The organism is Leptolyngbya sp. FACHB-321 (assembly GCF_014695975.1).
In the GTDB taxonomy this organism is placed as follows: Bacteria; Cyanobacteriota; Cyanobacteriia; order Leptolyngbyales; family Leptolyngbyaceae; genus Stenomitos.
In genome coordinates, this window is sequence record NZ_JACJPI010000011.1 from 1 (window position 1) to 16300 (window position 16300).

At 47.6% G+C, this 16300-nt stretch carries 15 protein-coding genes and 2 pseudogenes; 9 read left to right on the forward strand and 8 right to left on the reverse strand.

The window, feature by feature from the left end; all coding sequences use genetic code 11:
- Nucleotides 1–154: 154 nt before the first annotated feature.
- The 4 genes from H6F76_RS00800 to H6F76_RS00815 all read left to right on the forward strand — a co-directional run bounded on the left by H6F76_RS00800 (nt 155) and on the right by H6F76_RS00815 (nt 1421).
- Complete coding sequence (locus H6F76_RS00800) at nt 155–547, forward strand: hypothetical protein (protein ID WP_242036456.1); 393 nt, start codon at nt 155–157, stop codon at nt 545–547.
- Nucleotides 544–855 carry a helix-turn-helix domain-containing protein gene (locus H6F76_RS00805; protein ID WP_190505100.1) on the forward strand — a complete coding sequence of 104 codons (312 nt, stop codon included), beginning with the start codon at nt 544–546 and terminating at the stop codon, nt 853–855. The genes H6F76_RS00800 and H6F76_RS00805 overlap by 4 nt, the downstream gene beginning before the upstream one ends.
- Before the next feature lie 102 nt (nt 856–957).
- Nucleotides 958–1224: a hypothetical protein gene (locus tag H6F76_RS00810; RefSeq protein ID WP_190505102.1), complete on the forward strand. Its 267-nt coding sequence runs from the start codon at nt 958–960 to the stop codon at nt 1222–1224.
- Nucleotides 1221–1421 carry a hypothetical protein gene (locus tag H6F76_RS00815; protein WP_190505104.1) on the forward strand — a complete coding sequence of 67 codons (201 nt, stop codon included), beginning with the start codon at nt 1221–1223 and terminating at the stop codon, nt 1419–1421. The genes H6F76_RS00810 and H6F76_RS00815 overlap by 4 nt, the downstream gene beginning before the upstream one ends.
- 105 nt (nt 1422–1526) lie before the next feature.
- Here the strand turns inward: H6F76_RS00815 and H6F76_RS00820 are convergent, their stop codons facing one another.
- A complete protein-coding gene (locus H6F76_RS00820; RefSeq protein ID WP_190505106.1) occupies nt 1527–2417 on the reverse strand; it encodes a tyrosine-type recombinase/integrase in 891 nt (296 codons plus the stop codon).
- Nucleotides 2418–2500: 83 nt separating this feature from the next.
- Here H6F76_RS00820 and H6F76_RS00825 point away from each other — a divergent pair, with 83 nt between their 5' ends.
- Nucleotides 2501–2962 carry a helix-turn-helix domain-containing protein gene (locus H6F76_RS00825; protein ID WP_190505108.1) on the forward strand — a complete coding sequence of 154 codons (462 nt, stop codon included), beginning with the start codon at nt 2501–2503 and terminating at the stop codon, nt 2960–2962.
- Here the strand turns inward: H6F76_RS00825 and H6F76_RS00830 are convergent.
- The 5 genes from H6F76_RS00830 to H6F76_RS00850 all read right to left on the reverse strand — a co-directional run bounded on the left by H6F76_RS00830 (nt 2941) and on the right by H6F76_RS00850 (nt 11055).
- Nucleotides 2941–4425 (reverse strand): P-loop NTPase fold protein, encoded by a 1485-nt coding sequence (locus tag H6F76_RS00830; protein WP_190505110.1) that lies wholly within the window; start codon nt 4423–4425, stop codon nt 2941–2943. The two genes, H6F76_RS00825 and H6F76_RS00830, sit on opposite strands and share 22 nt — an antisense overlap.
- 48 nt (nt 4426–4473) lie before the next feature.
- Nucleotides 4474–7395, reverse strand: coding sequence for a WD40 repeat domain-containing protein (locus tag H6F76_RS00835; protein ID WP_199321841.1), 2922 nt, complete (start codon nt 7393–7395; stop codon nt 4474–4476).
- Nucleotides 7396–7770: 375 nt separating this feature from the next.
- Nucleotides 7771–8280: a TniQ family protein gene (locus H6F76_RS00840; protein WP_190505112.1), complete on the reverse strand. Its 510-nt coding sequence runs from the start codon at nt 8278–8280 to the stop codon at nt 7771–7773.
- Between the two features lies 1 nt (nt 8281).
- Nucleotides 8282–9088 carry a TniB family NTP-binding protein gene (locus H6F76_RS00845; protein ID WP_190505114.1) on the reverse strand — a complete coding sequence of 269 codons (807 nt, stop codon included), beginning with the start codon at nt 9086–9088 and terminating at the stop codon, nt 8282–8284.
- 2 nt (nt 9089–9090) lie between these two features.
- Entirely contained in the window at nt 9091–11055 is a 1965-nt protein-coding gene (locus H6F76_RS00850) for a Mu transposase C-terminal domain-containing protein (RefSeq protein ID WP_190505116.1), read from the reverse strand.
- 350 nt (nt 11056–11405) lie between these two features.
- Between H6F76_RS00850 and H6F76_RS31270 the strand changes: the two are divergent.
- Nucleotides 11406–11655, forward strand: a pseudogene (locus H6F76_RS31270) (TVP38/TMEM64 family protein); the annotation flags it as partial.
- 155 nt (nt 11656–11810) lie between these two features.
- On the forward strand, nt 11811–12623 hold the full coding sequence (locus tag H6F76_RS00855) for a TIGR04283 family arsenosugar biosynthesis glycosyltransferase (protein WP_242036457.1): 813 nt from the start codon (nt 11811–11813) through the stop codon (nt 12621–12623).
- Nucleotides 12624–12987: 364 nt separating this feature from the next.
- On the opposite strand, the gene H6F76_RS00860 is transcribed toward H6F76_RS00855, so the two are convergent.
- Entirely contained in the window at nt 12988–13476 is a 489-nt protein-coding gene (locus tag H6F76_RS00860) for a cupin domain-containing protein (protein WP_190505118.1), read from the reverse strand.
- A 51-nt stretch (nt 13477–13527) separates the two neighbouring features.
- Nucleotides 13528–13927, reverse strand: a pseudogene (locus tag H6F76_RS30145) (ISKra4 family transposase); the annotation flags it as partial.
- Between the two features lie 318 nt (nt 13928–14245).
- Between H6F76_RS30145 and H6F76_RS00865 the strand changes: the two are divergent.
- Both H6F76_RS00865 and crtC read left to right on the forward strand, forming a co-directional pair.
- Nucleotides 14246–14848, forward strand: coding sequence for an HpsJ family protein (locus H6F76_RS00865; protein ID WP_190505120.1), 603 nt, complete (start codon nt 14246–14248; stop codon nt 14846–14848).
- Between the two features lie 8 nt (nt 14849–14856).
- Nucleotides 14857–15795 carry a cyanoexosortase C gene (gene crtC / locus H6F76_RS00870; protein WP_242036459.1) on the forward strand — a complete coding sequence of 313 codons (939 nt, stop codon included), beginning with the start codon at nt 14857–14859 and terminating at the stop codon, nt 15793–15795.
- Nucleotides 15796–16300 lie beyond the last annotated feature (505 nt).

Consider the following 16300-nt stretch of genomic DNA (forward strand, 5'->3'; position numbering starts at 1 on the left):
AAGTTGAAGGAGTTCCTTAGAGAGGCTGAAGCTCGTACCGCTGCAACCTTACATCAAGCCATTGCACAAGGCTTAGGGCAGATTACCTTAGACGATGTACGCAGTTGGTTTACCCATGCCTGCTACTGTACTTGATTAACCTGCTCACCGATATATGTCCAAACCTCTCAATTCCACTGAGCAAGAGTGCAACCCCGCTTCACCTGATCGCGCCCTTGAACTGCTCATCTCACCTCCAAGACCTTATCCAGCAGGCTATCAGTCAGCCGTGTCTGACTTTGCTATGAGCGACTTACCCGCTAACTTTCCTGATGTCGAAGTGCCCCGCTTTCTCTACGGCGATCGCCTCCGCTGGCTTTCCAATGGGGAACTCACTGACTGGGGCATCGCGGTCGGCAGATTTTACAGCTTTGCTCCTCACCGCTGTTGTTGGCACTGGTGCTACCTCATTTGGCTCGATCCCGACTCCCCCAGTGCTGCCTGGGTGCAGGCTGACATCGCTTGGGAAGACGACCTTGAACCCTTGGAAGCGGAGGAGTCCTTATGAATCCCCGTTCTCTAAGTGACCGAGAACAGAACCTGATTGACCGCTACAGCTATTGCCAGCTTGGTATGACACCCCAGACCTTCTACGCCAAGTGGCACGTCAGCCAGGAAGCGATCGCGGCGATCTGTTCTCGCTCTACTTCTACCGTGCGCTGTTGGTTTCGTCGCGGTCGCAGCTATCGTCGCCCCACCCCAAGCGACCTCCGCCACCTTGCTCTTATGGACTTCCTGCTAGAACACTTTGAGCAAATCCCTGAAGACCTCCGTTCTACCCTCTGTGTCACTCCATCAGGAGACAAAAGCACCTGACTTCTAGCGTGTCAATAGCACCCTGACCTGTTTTGAGCTGCCACCTTCTTTGTAGGGTGGCTTCAGTTTTTGACGGCATCCAATCACTGAGAGGCATTCAGGGTGAACGAGGGTCAACAAGTGATCGTAGAAATCAAACTGATCTGGTCTGCTTTAGTAGAGCAGGGCGATCGCATCCAGAAACTACCCCGAAAGGCAGTGTGGGTGATTCATCACAACAACGGCAAAGCCTACTACCTGGCTTACCAACCTGCTCCTATTGCTGCTTGGTCACTACATCCCCCTGATAGTAGTGCTTCTCACCTTCTAGGAGTCATCGATCGTGCACTCAACAGCCTTGCTGCCACTAGCGACAGGAGAGGAGCATGACGTATCACCAACAGCTCCACCCCTGGTGCATCGTTCGCTTACTGTCCAATATGCAGCAACGTGTAGTGGTTCGTTTTCGTCGCCGGAATGATGCCGAGGCTCATTTACGCATCCTGCGTCAACAGACTCCAAACTTGCACTACGACATCATGTTTGATACTGCTCCTGATTCAGCCCAACAGCCGCATGAAGGGTGAGCAGCTTCTGATCTCAACACTCACTTTGCTGATGCAGAGTACCAACTATACTCTGCACTAAAAGGTCTAACAAAACAAATAAGTGCTATATGTACACTTCTTCAATCACTTTTTAGCTAGCGATTTAAACGCTTTCTTGGCAACCGTTTCTGCTCGCTGTGATGTTACCTTTTGGTAGCGCAAAGTCGTCTGAATGTTCTGGTGTCCCATCAAAGCTCTAAGTTCCTCAATGCCCATCAACCCTACTCGTTCGGTAGCAAAGGTGTGGCGCAGGTCGTGAATCCGCACGCCTTTCAGCATGGGTTCTTGGGCAATGAGGTTAGTCCAATCTTGATGTCCCATGCGGTAGCTCAAACGGCTGACTTCCAGCGTAAAAGGTTGCTGTGCTGTAAACAATGCCACACTGTTGGCGTGCCTTTGATAGCGACAGTAGCGTTCTAAAGCCTGTGCTGCATCCTCGCTATAGAAACACCAGCGTTGCTTGTTCCCTTTGCCAATCACCTGAAACTTTCGTTGCTCCAGATTCAGGTCTTGCAGGTCAAGCGCCAGGATTTCCGCAATTCTTGCACCTGTGTGATGCAGGAGATGCACCAGGGCATTCAGCCGCAAATCAGAGGCGACGACCTGATATAAAACCACAAGTTGTTCAGGAGCCAGGTAACGAATGACGGTATCGCTGCGATGTTCGCCTTTTGCCTGGTCCGGTTTACAGCGCTTCAGTTGGGCGATCGGATTCGCTTTCAGATACCCCTGCTCCACGGCAAAGTTAAACAACGCCTGGATAATGGCTTGATGACGATGATGGGTGGTGTAGGAAATCTTGGTCAGATTGTTGAGATAGTCCTGTAACGCTTGACGAGTCAAGATTTCAATGGGCGATCGCCCATACTCTTGCAGTAGGGGCATCAGCGTGGATTCATAGGAACGCAAGGTCGTACGAGCTAAACCGGGACGCTGCAAAAAGGCGGTTGTGACTGTAGCCAGTGAAGTAGTCATTTACTTTGATGAGGGTACTCAAAATGACAGCGAAATTGAAGAAATAATATAGTCTTAAGGGAAATAGATTTACGTATACTTTAATGCCGCTTTTACAGCCAGAACTGGCTCCAAACCCTGAAGAAACTCTGGCAAATTATGTCAGGCGGGTACGGATTAGCCTGGGGCTGAGTCAGAAGGAACTGGCAGAGCGAGCAGGGCTTCACTTACAGAGTGTAGGCAAAATCGAGCGGGGGCAGACCACCCGGTTGAAGCAAACGCCCAAAAGTAGCTTGGCTCATGCCCTGAGTGTCCCTGTGGAGTATCTGGATGCTGTTTGCAAGGGAGTGGCGGTAGAGGCGATCGCCTCCCTCAAGTTCTGTCCCAACTGTTGGGTGCCGGGGACGCCCCCAGATCCGATGTGGACAAGCGCTCGCTCCAAATATTGCTTTGCCTGTGGATGTCAGTTGCGCGATCGTTGTGGAAGTTGCAAGGAACCGATCGCTTCTCTGAAATTTCGGTTCTGTCCTTACTGTGGCAGAGCTTATAAGAGCAACGACTCCTGATTTTTAGAAACGCTGTTGGGCTGAGGATTTGATTGGTAATCGTCTGGGTCGTAGCCGATATCACCAACAAAGCAAAAAGAGAGCATTAGATCAAATGTAGGGCGATCGATGGATAGTTCGGTTATTTGGTCATCGGTTGGCTGGGGATCAATGAGCATCCGTTTGATATCGCCTTCAAATCTGCGCCATTCTCGCTGAGCATGGAAGTCATCTGTTGCAGATTGAGGGTGGATTGCTTTAAGAAGCTCATCAAAGTTCAGCTTGTAAGCCCCATCTGATGCGTTCTCTTCAAGTTGGAAGTCAATTTCTTCAAACAGGTTACGCATGAGGCTGGGATGCCGACCTGAGAGTGCCAGAAAGGACATAACCACTCGCTTATCTTGATCAGTGGGCGGGGGCTGTGGAGGTGTTTTTTGACTCCGAGTTGACCAGATAATTTGCAGAATTTTATAAATGTTAATTAACCGTTTGGCGGTGCGGGGAGTAATATCCACATGCCTGCAACAGTCCACTAAAAGCTTGAATTCTGTCTCGTCAAATTCGGTGATCTCGGCGATCGTTTCCAGATAGGTTGCTGAATTTGTAGCGGAGGGATGTGGGGGTAGCGGTACTGCTGTGGTTTGAGTAGTGGGGACTTGTGAGGAGTTTGTTAGGTCTGGCGATCGCTCAACAGGTATGATTTCATCTGAGATTCGTTCAAATTGTTGAACTTCTGAGTTTTCAGACTGAGACTCTAGAGGAATTGACTCCACAATCTGTTGAATTGTTTGGTTAGGGGCGAGAGAGGGGTCAGATGAGGCAGGTGATTCTAAGGAATCGGTTTGGGCTATTGCAGGAGCCGTCCTTTCCTGGCTTTTGCCGTGTCCATCAGAATCTGCATCAACAAGTAATGGTTGAAGTGAGCCGTTAAGCGTTGCAGAGGATTGTTGTGGCTGTTGGGCATGAGCGGTTGGAGCGGAACGGCCAAGTTTCAGTTGGGAACGGAGATAGCCATCAACCGTTGCAGGAGAGAGAGGACGCATTCGGTAGGGAATCTGGATGATTTTTTCGAGATAGTCTATCCCCGACGGTTTACCGCCGCGTTTGAGTACACCCTGATAGACTTGCTCTAGGGCACGGGCAATGTAGCGATCGTCAATGCCCAGCACAACGATGAACAACTTGGTGTTGAGCAGAAGCTGAACAGCTTCTAAGACTTCTACCACTCGCTTGGGGGGGCAGCGGTCTAAATCATCAATGTAGAGAATGACGCGGGCGGGACCACGCGGAAAGCACTTTTCCAATTCCCTGTGGTTGTGGGAGCTATCGGTGAGGCGATCAGACAGAGCAGCCAGGTCTTGCCTGACTTGCTGCATTAGCCCCAGATGTTTACCGTAGTCGTCGCCACCGAGACGAGCGTTAACAAAATCAATCAGCGAGGCATAGTTGGCGGTTAGCCCTGCCCGCTGTCGCTGTTCTGCCACCTGGAGCTTGAGCTGGGCGACTTCTTTAACGAGTCCCTCAGCTTTGCCCTACTCTTGTTTTAGCAAGGTGTCGCGTTCGCTCTGGATGCGTGCCTGTTCTTTCTGAACTGATTTGATGTACTCACCCAGAGCTTTGCAGACGGGAATCAGGGCGGTAACAGTAGCGGCGATGGCAGTAAGAACCTTAACGCCTGCTGGAATTTTGGTTTGTAGGTTTTTGACGGATTGGGGCAGATGTTTTAGCTCAGTCAGGAGGGTATCGCGTAGCGAGGTGAAGGTGTTTTTAACCCTGATTGGCAGATGGTGTTGAAACTGGGTTGCCAGCCCTGACTTGTCTAGGAGGGTTTGAACTGACGTGATTAGAGCCACTCGGCTTTCAGCATCTAGCGACAGCACAATCAACAAGGTCATGAAGAACAGCGCGAGTAAGCCTTGCCAACTGGTAATGGTTTGGCGCAGCATTTTGCCCGTTTCACCTGCTGCTACAAATTCTTCGATTTTGTCACTAGGGAACCGCAGCCGAGCCACCGCATTAATTAGAGGAGTCCATAGGGCTGTGAAGGTGCGCTGAGAGACCTGCTGGTCGACGCCTGCCTCGGCGCTTTTGAGTCGGCGCTGAAGCTCTTTCTCTTTGTCTTGCAGCGTTTTTTCGTTTTGCTTAAACAGTTCCTGCTCTTCTTGCTTAATTTTGTCGAGGGCTTTCCAGAGGGAGTTAGAAATTTCGGCACTGGAGGTTAGAGTTTTCCAATGCTTAAACTGATCGGGTTTCAGGTTGGCTTTGAGGAAAGCAGTGCGTTCTTCCTCGTTCATTAAATAAAGCACCTGCCAAAAGTCTCCTCCCTCCCGTAAAGCTTGACTAAAGGCTCTGGAGTCTGAGTTTAGCTCAGAGCGAGCCGCTGAGTCTTGAGGCGTCGCTGGCTCAGAGGCAGATTGTTTGCTGATTTGCTGCCAATATTGCCGTCTATCACTCAAGCGTTTGGGAAAGCCAACAAAGAGAAAAAACAGAATGTATTCCAGGACTAATTCAACGTTTTCGGGCAAGAATCCATTGGATGGTCTTAAGTCGCTTGGGAAATAATAGTTTGTAGTTTGTTGCACAAGCCACTCACTGATCTCTATAAATACGCTTACTAAAAACTTAATTACAGTTTGCTTAGTAAACCAATCACGAGTTACGTCGAAGGCTTTGGATAACTTTGAAAAGAAAGTAGGTTTTTTACTTATGAGGTTATCAAATAGCTTGGCTAGTAGCTCTAGAATCTTGCTGAGTAACGCTACAAGCCAAACAATGATAATAAAGACAACAACGGTAAAGAGGAGGATGATATGTAAAATTATTTGAACAGTCCAGAGATTGAGAATGCTTTGGATCAGTGTGATAAGTTGCTCACGGATGTGTTTGATGAATTTGAAAAGATAGTCTTTTGTTTCGGTAAGGGGCGTATAAATAAATTGATCGACCAATCTCTTTGGTGGAGTGTTTGGTAAGTCAGGGGTCGGCGCTGCTTGGGTAGACGATGATCGAGACTCACTTAGGATATGCCCAAGCTGCCGCTCTAAGCTAATTTGACGGTTCAACTCATAGAAGATCTCCTGCATCAGGCTTGCCCAAAGATCGGACTTGGCATAAGTCCAGGCATTGAACTCAATTTGATAAATATGTCCGACATACGGAGAGGTAATTTCTGTACGGGTTGGGGTCTCTGGAGTGCCCCATGCTTCAGAAAGGGTGAGCTTTTGACGGCGAATTTCGTTAACTCGCTGCCGGATCAGGTACATGCCAAACGATTTACCGCTGCCCCAACTGCCCAAAATCCCAATTGCAACAGGCGGGCGCAGGCTACGCAGCATTAGCACCGTAGCCAGTGCCTCAATCTCGTCTTTAACATTCAGCTGATCTTTGCCCTGAGCTAAATCATTGGCAACGCTCTGAGGAATCGAGATTTGTCTACTGCGGTCAGCAAGGTTACGAATTGGTTTACCAAAAATGGCATGAGGTGATGCCCACAAGCGAATCGTCTTGTCCGCACTACCGGAAACAATGGTTTGACCATCTGGGGCGAACGCCACCGACATGCTGTATTCATGTCCCCGCAACGGTTGACCGATGGGGGTACCCTTGAGGCTCCACAAGCGAATCGTCCCGTCTATACTGCCGGAGACAATGGTTTGACCATCTGGGGCGAACGCCACCGACATGACGCTGTATTCATGCCCCCGTAACGGTTGACCGATGGGGGTACCCTTGAGGCTCCACAAGCGAATCGTCCCGTCTATACTGCCGGAGACAATGGTTTGACCATCCGGGGCGAACGCCACCGACCAGATGCTGTTTTCATGCCCCCGCCAGGGTTGACCGATGGGGGTACCATTGAGGCTCCACAAGCGAATCGTCTTGTCCGCACTACCGGAGACAATGGCTTGACCATCCGGGGCGAACGCCACCGACATGACGCTGTTTTCATGCCCCCGCCAGGGTTGACCGATGGGGGTACCATTGAGGCTCCACAAGCGAATCGTCTTGTCCGCACTACCGGAGACAATGGTTTGACCATCTGGGGCGAACGCCACCGACATGACGCTTTTCTCATGCCCCCGCCAGGGTTGACCGATGGGGGTACCATTGAGGCTCCACAAGCGAATCGTCTTGTCCGCACTACCGGAGACAATGGTTTGACCATCCGGGGCGAACGCCACCGACCTGACGCTGTTTTCATGCCCCTGCAACGGTTGACCAATGGAGCTACCGCTGATTAAATCAAACAGTTTAAGGCTGCCATTGTTCAATCCAGCGACGACTCGTCTTCCATCAGGTGAGATGGCAGTTGCGTATACCTCACTCTTAACCTGGGCAAAGATAATCGGAGCATCAGGTTTTGAAGCAACTGAAATCAGTTCCCCACTATCTGTTTCCCTAGGGTTTGGGGCTTCCCGCTCGGTGCTATTTTCTTGAGGCGATGATTGCTCCAAATCCGATTGGCTCCTAGGGACAGTTCTTCATGGCAGTTTTACCCATCTTGGTTGACTTTATTCTGTTACTGCGATCTCTTGATCAAAACTTAAGCCTTTGTTATTGACGATCCGGCTTTACCTCCTTTCTCCCTCAGGCTCCCCTTGTAACCAAAGGAAATAAACATCTGTAAGCAGATGAAGCTGATGACAATCCCTACCTCCCCTTCTGATACTTCCTCATTTCCGTAAACATCATCTGGCAGTTATAACAGTATCCTTTCATCTAAAGGACAGGAGTCTTGAATCGCTCACCACAATTAGTCCATTCCGAGAGGAGACGGAGTTGATGGCGATCGCACTGAAATCGCAAGGGTAAATCACTGCGCTGAGAATTTACTTTTTGCTGCCCCCTTGTTGCTTCACCATCTCGGCAAACGGCGTAGAACAGTGAGAGCAGGCTCCATCTTCCCAGAGAGCAGGAATTGCTAAGGGCTTTCTGCACTGAGGGCACTTCTCAAGGAGACGGAGCTGATGACGATCGCAAGCAGTAACCGACTTCAATTGCCACTCAATTCTGTGCGATGCCTCCTCGACATAACACGCGGCACAAAGACGAATGGGGCGAGGTCGCATGGTCGCATCCCTGGAAGGTAGGAGCGATCGCAAGTCTTCTACGCTCAAGTCCACAACCTTTGCCAAAGCCTCTAACTCTTCCTGGCTTGGAAAAGGGTTCAGGTACAGCTTTTTCCAACGGGCAGTAACGCCTCCTATGCCAGTCACTCGTCCAATTTGGTAGCTCGTCCACTGGTTCGATCGTTCAAAGCGCCCTAAAAAATGACTCATGCTTTCGCCTGAGTACGGTACGACAACATTGATCCAGGGTTCAAAATCATAGAGTTCCATGTTAAGAAGCTACCAACGAATAATCCCCTTCAATACTGTCCAGGAGCGCTTTGTCAATCTTCTTCACACCTGACTCCAGTGCTTTGATGGCAGCATTCCTCAGAATTTGATCCAGTAACCTTAACTGCCCGCTCGTCTTTTCCTGCAATAAGGTGATGATGTCGTCATTCGTCGCCATGTTGGAAGGTTCTGGCAGCCTCAGAATCTCCTGTTCCCAAATCTTGACGGTCTTTCTGAAGTTATTGCCTGCGAGTTCTTCAAAATTGAAGTAGCAAGCAAAGCGGCTGGCTACCTGCTCATCCTTACTCAGCAATGTGTCCAAACGACTACTCGTGCCAATCAAAATGGGTAGAATACCCAATTCCTTATGTAAGTCTGTGACATCAGGAAGAGACTTGAACTGAAGACGATGGGACTCATCAATAATGAGCACTTCCACTTTGCACTGCCTCAACTTGTCCCAAGCTCGTTTTCTGAGTTGATTTTCATTCCCGCCGGTTGCCTTGTGCTTCAGAGTTTTAAGAATGAGTTCAAAGAGAAGGATGGGGCTACAGGAACCGCCTCGGATTTCAAGATAGAGCACGGGCACTGTCGGGCTTTGATGCGGCTGATTGCTAGCTCGATTGCGAAAGGTGTAAAAAATGGCAGCGGATGTTTTTCCAAGTCCAGTATTACCGACGGCTCGACCGGGTTGACCAAGTTTCCGGCGATCGTCCAACCAGGTGCTGAACCGCTTAACCTGCTCTAACTGGAGGATATCCGGATTTCTGAGACGCTCAATTTCTTGTTGTACTGCTTCAGTGGTCATATCTACAGCCCCAACTCCTCTCGTAACGATCGCAAATCTACTCTTTCAATCACTTCTGTCTCAAGCTCAAGCTGGGTCGAAAGCCGTTCCACTCGTTCTACCTTCTCTTCTTCAAACCGTTGCGGCTTAGGCTCAACCCGCTCTTGCTCTGCTTTCCGTCGCTCTGCCTTACTCTTTTTAGTTTTCTGCTTCAAGAAATTGCGGCGGCGAATGACCTCTTCCACGATCGAAATGTTATTAATGCCCTTGCCACTTTTTTCAGCCTTCTTACGAGCATGTTTGACCTCTTCTAAGGACAGTCGTTCGGCTTCTAAACCTACGGCATAGGCACGAGCCAAGAATTTTTCCAAGTTATTTTGCCGGCTGTAAACCAACACCAGTGTGATATCTCTGGGGTCATAGCGCAGCAGTATGCGTTGTCCGGCAAATGCGCCCAGATTTTCGCCCTTGTAGCGTAAGCCCGCAAAGTTCAGATAGCCGTTGTCATAGACAACCCGTTCGGTTGCCTTCATAAGACAGATATCTAATTCTCTTTCTTGCAGCAGGGTTGGCGTTGTTCGCAGTCCTTTTTCCCAGCGCTGCATCCGACTCTGCGTCGGTGTCAAGGGATTCGCTTGGCTACGAGCATCTGGCTTCTGATTATAGTGATCGACAATGTAGCCAACAATGAGTCTCTCTAGCTCTAGAAGTGATACACAAGCTTTAGCTTCTGCTCCCTCCGGACGGTCTTGCACATTCGATCCGGTATACCCTGGTATCTGTGATAGAAGACCACTCAGGGTTCTAAAAGGACGCTCGACAATGCCACCGTCTGAAGGCTTCTGCCGTAAAATGGGTTCAAAGTCCAGTTGCTCAGCAATCCATTCCACCAAATGCTTGGAGCGAAAGTCCTTGCCCTGGTCTGTGAAAAGATATTTGGGTACTCCGTAGCAATGCCACTTGCAGCGCAGTTCGTATTCAGGACCATACCGCTTGGGCAAAATTGCATTACGTAGCGCCAAAGCAACAACCTGAGAGCTAGGTGCCGCCAGTCCTAAACGAATGCCCACAATGCAGCGAGAGTAACAATCGATCACGGTGGTGAGATAAGGACGGCCAATTTCCTCGCCCTCTTCATCAACGAGAAGAATGTCAGCTTTTGTATGGTCCGTCTGCCAAACCTGATTACTCTCCTTCACCGCAATCTGCTGTCCGTCTCGTGTATTCAGGACAGATTCAGAGCTATGCCAACCCGGACTACGGCTGCTTTTTGCTTGATACCTTTTCTCCTCAACTGGCTTTAGCCAACGTTCTACAGTCCTTGTGCTGGGCGGTCTACCATACTTCTTCCAGTACCAAAAGCCTTCTCCTTTCTCTCTGGCAGCAATCAGCTTGCCAACGGACTGATCTAGCGCTTCACCTTCTAAGCCCTGTGACTCTAGTGCAGTAATTTCAGGCTTTAATTCTTTCTTAGCTAACTCATAAGCCTGTACTTTTACGGCTTCAGCCGCTTGGGTACGGGTCATGCGATCGCTACCCCGATTACCAGCTTTATAAGTTTTGACGCTGAAGTCATACCAGTATTCACTCTTACGTGGCTGGCCCTTGTCAGCTCTGACATGAGGTTCTAATACGGCTAGACCAGCATTCTCCCAGTCCTTGATTAACCGTCTGACTGTTCGTTCAGACTTGCCCAGCTTCTTGGCGGCTTCTCGTAACTTCTTGCCGTAGGACAGGCGATCACAAGGTTCTCGTAAGCTGCGAATGATTTCTAGCTTGAGCCGCTGTTCCCCAGAGAGCCTGAGTTCTTCATCCTCTACGAATCTTTGATCAAGGAATTCAACAGGTTTATCTTCTACAGAGAATCTTGAGTCCTGCCCACCTGAAAGCTCATCAAATAGTTCCTCTGTCAGATCCTCATAAGCTTCTTGCGCTATGAACAAGTCGTCATCCAATGGGATTTCAAATTCTGTTAAACGGGCGGACATGAACGAATGCAAATAGTACACAAATACTATATCAGTGCACTAAAAAATTGACAAAGATTATGTCGCAAAACTTAAGAAAGGACATCGAATGTGTCGCTCCCTGCTGCTTATGCTTTTGAGGCTGACCTGAGGGTGAGAATACTGATATAAGGGGATTCCAGCCAGTTTCTGTTTTTGACAAATAATCTGTCGAAGTGGACAAACAATTTGTCGCTCTACATGTGTGTCTAAAATCGACGAGATTTAAGCATTCCAGGCCCTATCTGGAATACAGTCCATGTTTAGAACGGCTTCAAACCGATGCAGTAGATAGCATTGCTTTTATTAGCCATTTATATTGTGGCAACGATCGTCTTTTCCCCATTTGCCCATTCAATTTGTTGAATTAGACCTTTGGCATTACGGGCGTTTCGTCAAAAGACTAGGCGCTGGGTTCGATCGATATGAGTCCCGGTACAATCATGTACGTTACATCGGCTCCTTAGCAGACGTTCTCGCTAGAATCGGCACCGAAAATCAACCCACAATCCCCCGGTTCAATGGGCAATTAGTATCATCAGCTTCATTGCAACCGTAGCTGTTACAATTTACATCGCTTGAATCGTGCGTAAGGCATAGGTAGAGAAAGTTAGCAGTTAATATGAGTTCTGGGTTGAGCCAAAAAGAGGGTTATTACGCTAACAGTCACTAAGTCGTTCAGTGCCCCTCTACTCTGCTTAGAAGCGCTCTTATGCAACGTTGACCATGCAATATCTTTGAATCCCTTTACCAATAAATTTAAGGCTTTTTTGTTATTTCCTCATGAATCTAAGGATAGAACAAAGGATTTGGAAACACATAGTATCAGCAGTTTGAAATTGGCTAAAACCTCACTTAAAGATCTAACCATTTCTATCATTATTCCAACTCTAAATGAAGCTGAGAACTTAGCTCAAACTCTGAAAACGGTTCAAGACAACAATAGTATGGAAGTAATTGTCGTCGATGGTGGAAGTTGGGATGACACAGTTAGACTAGCCAAGTCTTTGAACGTTAGGGTTATTTCTTCCACAGCAAGACGCTCTGATCAAATGAATCTAGGTGCCGCTCTTGCCAAAGGTGATATTTTACTATTTCTGCACGCAGATACTCATCTTCCATCACGCTTTGAACATTGGATTCTACAAACTTTGGCAAAGCCGAATATTATTGCAGGAGCGTTTGAACTAAAAATCAACAGTACAGTTCCAGCACTGCGATGGGTGGAATGGGGAGTAAAGCTAAGGTCGCATCTGCTCCAAATGCCCTATGGTGATCAAGCTATTTTTCTAAGAGCATCCATCTTTCAAGAGCTAGGTGGATTTCCAGATTTGCCGATCATGGAAGATTTTGAGCTGATGCGGCGATTAAAGCAGAGAGGACGAATTAAGATTGCACCTGCTGCTGTAATAACTTCAAACCGCCGCTGGAAAAAATTGGGCGTTTGTCGCACAACGCTGATCAACCAACTGATAATTGTTGGCTACCTGTTAGGAATTTCTCCAGAACGCTTGCTGAAATGGTACCGAAATTTGGGAAAACAAAGATAGCTGTTTAGTCACAACTAAGTAGCTGGGCGTGGTTATTGAACTGCATTTCGACTTCGCTCAATACTCTTAATCTTGTGTATAGCCGAGCTGAGCGCAGTCGAAACTTTGTCTCTCAGTAGTGCTTAATTTAGCCCTCCTACTTATTAAAGTTTAACAAGAACAAAAACTAGAATGAAGCAAATCAAGCAACATTATGAACCGATAGATAAAGATCATAGTTTTAGTGGTTAAGTAGCTTGTTAACCTTAGAGCTTGGTTAATCTATACCTAGGGTGGTAGTAGGTCATTGCTTAAGATTTGTGGCGTTACTACGACAATTACTTCCCGTCTCCCACTAATTAGCTTCACGAAGGAATAAATGTCACTACATAGGGGGCGGCGGAATAATCTCAATGCCGTACTTCGGTGAAGTGGTAAGGATCTTCTCTAAGTCTTCAGGGCTCAGGGGTGGGGCAGATGTAATTTGACCACTCACCACCTTTCCTACTTCAGCAATAAATTTCTCAAAGCCAGCAGGTGTCACCCAAACCAACATTTTGGCAGGGACAGAGGTCGTGTTGGTAAATCGATGAACCTGTCCTTTGGGTGAGTGAAGGAAGGTTCCAGCCGTTGCAACTAGGGTGCGATCGTCAAGCTGAAATTCAATTTCTCCATCTTGCACATAGAACGATTCATTTTCTCGGCTGTGTCGATGCGGTGGTGTACCGCCTTGAGGTGCAACGATAACCTCACAAAGAGCATAGGCTTCCCCTGTCTCTTCACCAATTGCTTTAAAGGTATAGAGGTCTTGACCAAAGTAGTAAGAACGACCTTGATCTGGTTGAACAAGAAGTCCGTTTTGGTTAATTGTCATCGTCGTCTCCAAGTAGACAAGTTGCTTGAGTGTATTGTAGTCTTGCAAGTTTTAACTTGAGAACTGTCTATAAAAATAAGCGCAACGATGTCGCAGAACTTGAGGAACGTTTTTTGCTTTCCATTGGGCTCCTGCCAATTTAATGCGTGCCCCAACGTGTTGCACGATCGATTTAATTGTGCTTAAGCCAATTGAAATGTCTTCTGCTTGAAAGTAATTGTAGTTAACAATACGATGACGATGCTTGTTGAGCTAAGCGATGAAATTATCTATTCGTTCATACTTCTAATCCTTAAGTGGTTCGATCGCTCCGTCCACATTTCCTTCCAGAGTAAAGCTTCCACAGTTGCCAACCGTTGCTGTGGACTGCCCACTTTATTAAGATTTTCCGCCAGGTGAAACCAGTTCAGCACTTTTGGCGTTAGTTAGACGTAGCCATATTGTTAAACAGACATCCTCAGCTAAAGAATTGATTATCTTTAGCATAATGAGTCTTCCTAATCAGCTTTCTATGGCAGTCGAAGAGAACGCTAGGACAGACATAAACCTTGAAACTTCCTTTAAGTAAGGGCTTCTCTTCATCCCTCATCCTTGATCCTTTTTCTATAAGTACTTTTGCTTACTGTATAACTGGATGCACCTGGTCTGCGTCTTCAAAGCTTCACAAACTCATTGCACTAGATACCCGGATTGATTAATACCAACGGAGTATTGGTTAATGATTCATTGCCACAGCTCTTTTCATCATTGACGCAATCATCTGTCACCTATGGCTACTACTTCCGTTCCACAAAATTTTGCTGCGCCTTACTCTGCCAAACCACTTTGCCGACTTGTAGGTATCGCCTGCCTTATAGGTTTTATTGTCGATATTTTAATTCTGGCATTGCCACCCGCTTTAAACAGTGCCGAGTGGCGAGTAGGGTTTCTGCAACAGATGAGCGATCGCAGTATCATCTTGCTTTTTGGTACAGCCTTGCTGCTTTATAGCAGTCTTGACTATCGTGCGTGGCGCAAACAGTTGGCGATGCTGTGTCTCATCCTAGGTGTCGTTTTTCAACTCTCATGCATTCTGGTTATACGAGATAGCTTTTCACTAAATGATATAGCGATCAAAAATATTAATGTCCAAGCATCTCAAGTGCAATCGCAAATTGAAAGTGCTAAGACAAACCCGAAGGCAACACCCGCAATTACCCCTGAGCAGCTAGATAAAGCCTTGCAACTGGTCAATACCAGAGCTGGCTCACTTAAGGAGAATGCTAAAACTGGCATTTTGAAAACAGGTATCGCGATCGTTGGCAATCTGGTTGTGGTTGGCTTTGCCCTAATTGGTTTGGGGCGCTATGGTCTACGTCCACGTAAGAGCTAAAAATGGTTATGAAATGGCAGAAGATTAGGCAGGTCGCAGAGCGTGTATTGCGAGAAGGACTTAGAACTACTCATAACCGTATTGTGCTGCTTGGGCTAATCGTAGTACTAAGTTACCTTCTTTTTTGGTTTGGTATTTTAGTTTTCCGCATCTTTAAGGGTTCGTCATCAGGGATGTTGCAAATGGCAGCAATTTCTCTGGGAGCACAGCAGCTTTGGAAGCAACGCCAGCAGCTTACAAAGCAAACTGCGCTTGAAGAAGACCAGTTGCTGGGGCATATGCTAACAATTAGCGGCGTACTGCTCTTTCCAGTATGCCTGTTGATGACCTGGGCTGAACCAATGGTTTCTGCCTTAGTTTCCGCAGCAGTATGTTCAATTATTTTGGCTGGTATTGCCTGTAGCCAATGGGGGGCTAGCTTTTTCAGTTCCTATCCTCTTTCCATTTTTCTGATTTGTCTGGGGCTATTGCCTAAACCAGCGGAGATTTCCAGAGCGCTTTGGCGATCGTTTACAGCACCAGAAATGCTTGAACGCTTTATGGCGTGGGCGGGTGGTGCTGCTTTGAGGACAGTTGGTCAGCCCGCAGCAGTCGATGGCATTTTCATTTCTTTACCTAGCGGTTCTGTTGAGGTGGGATGGGGCTGCAATGGCTTTGATATGGCGATGACAATGGTGGTTGCCAGCTTGGTTTTAGGGCTATTTCTCAAGCAGAGTGGACCAAAAGTTATGGCGCTCATGGTTATTGGCGCAATGCTCGCACTGGTCTCTAATATCCCCCGCATCATGTTAGTAACCTACGCGGCTGTATATTGGGGAAAATATTGGTTTGATTTTTGGCATGACTCCTGGGGTAGCCAAATCTTTGTAAGTGTCATCTTTACCATTTACTACTATGTGATCATGGCTGTGCTCAAGAGAGGTGGGGGTAAACCAATTGCAGAATAAATTCTAGTACGGTCTTGATTAAGCAAATGCCCGATGCTTTATTAGCTACAGCAAGCTCAAAAAACAGAACCGAAGACAGAGATCGCTAGCATGAATACATTACCGCCTCCTTCCATTTCCTTAAGGTATGAGAATGGTAGGGGGTTCAGTTCGATCATCTCCGAAACCCCATCTTTGTAGATGCGCTACCAATACGGTGTTGTTGAATGAAGGCATGCATTGCCTCCATCCCCAGTCCTTATTATCCAGGTGGAAGGAAGCGAGAAGATGGGAGAGAGTAACACTTCCAGCGACGAAAGTCGTGGTTATACAAACAATATCCGTCTATACAGACCATAAATGCACTGGCTTACTGGTCTACGGAGGCAAGTTTAGGTTGTATAGCTGTCGCCAGTTCGACTAGGACATAGACTAAGGGTAGTCGTCTCTTGGTGCGCTGCTATGGCAAAAGCTTACAGTTATGACTTCCGCCAGAGAGTGGTGCAAGCGCTTGCACTGGATGGGT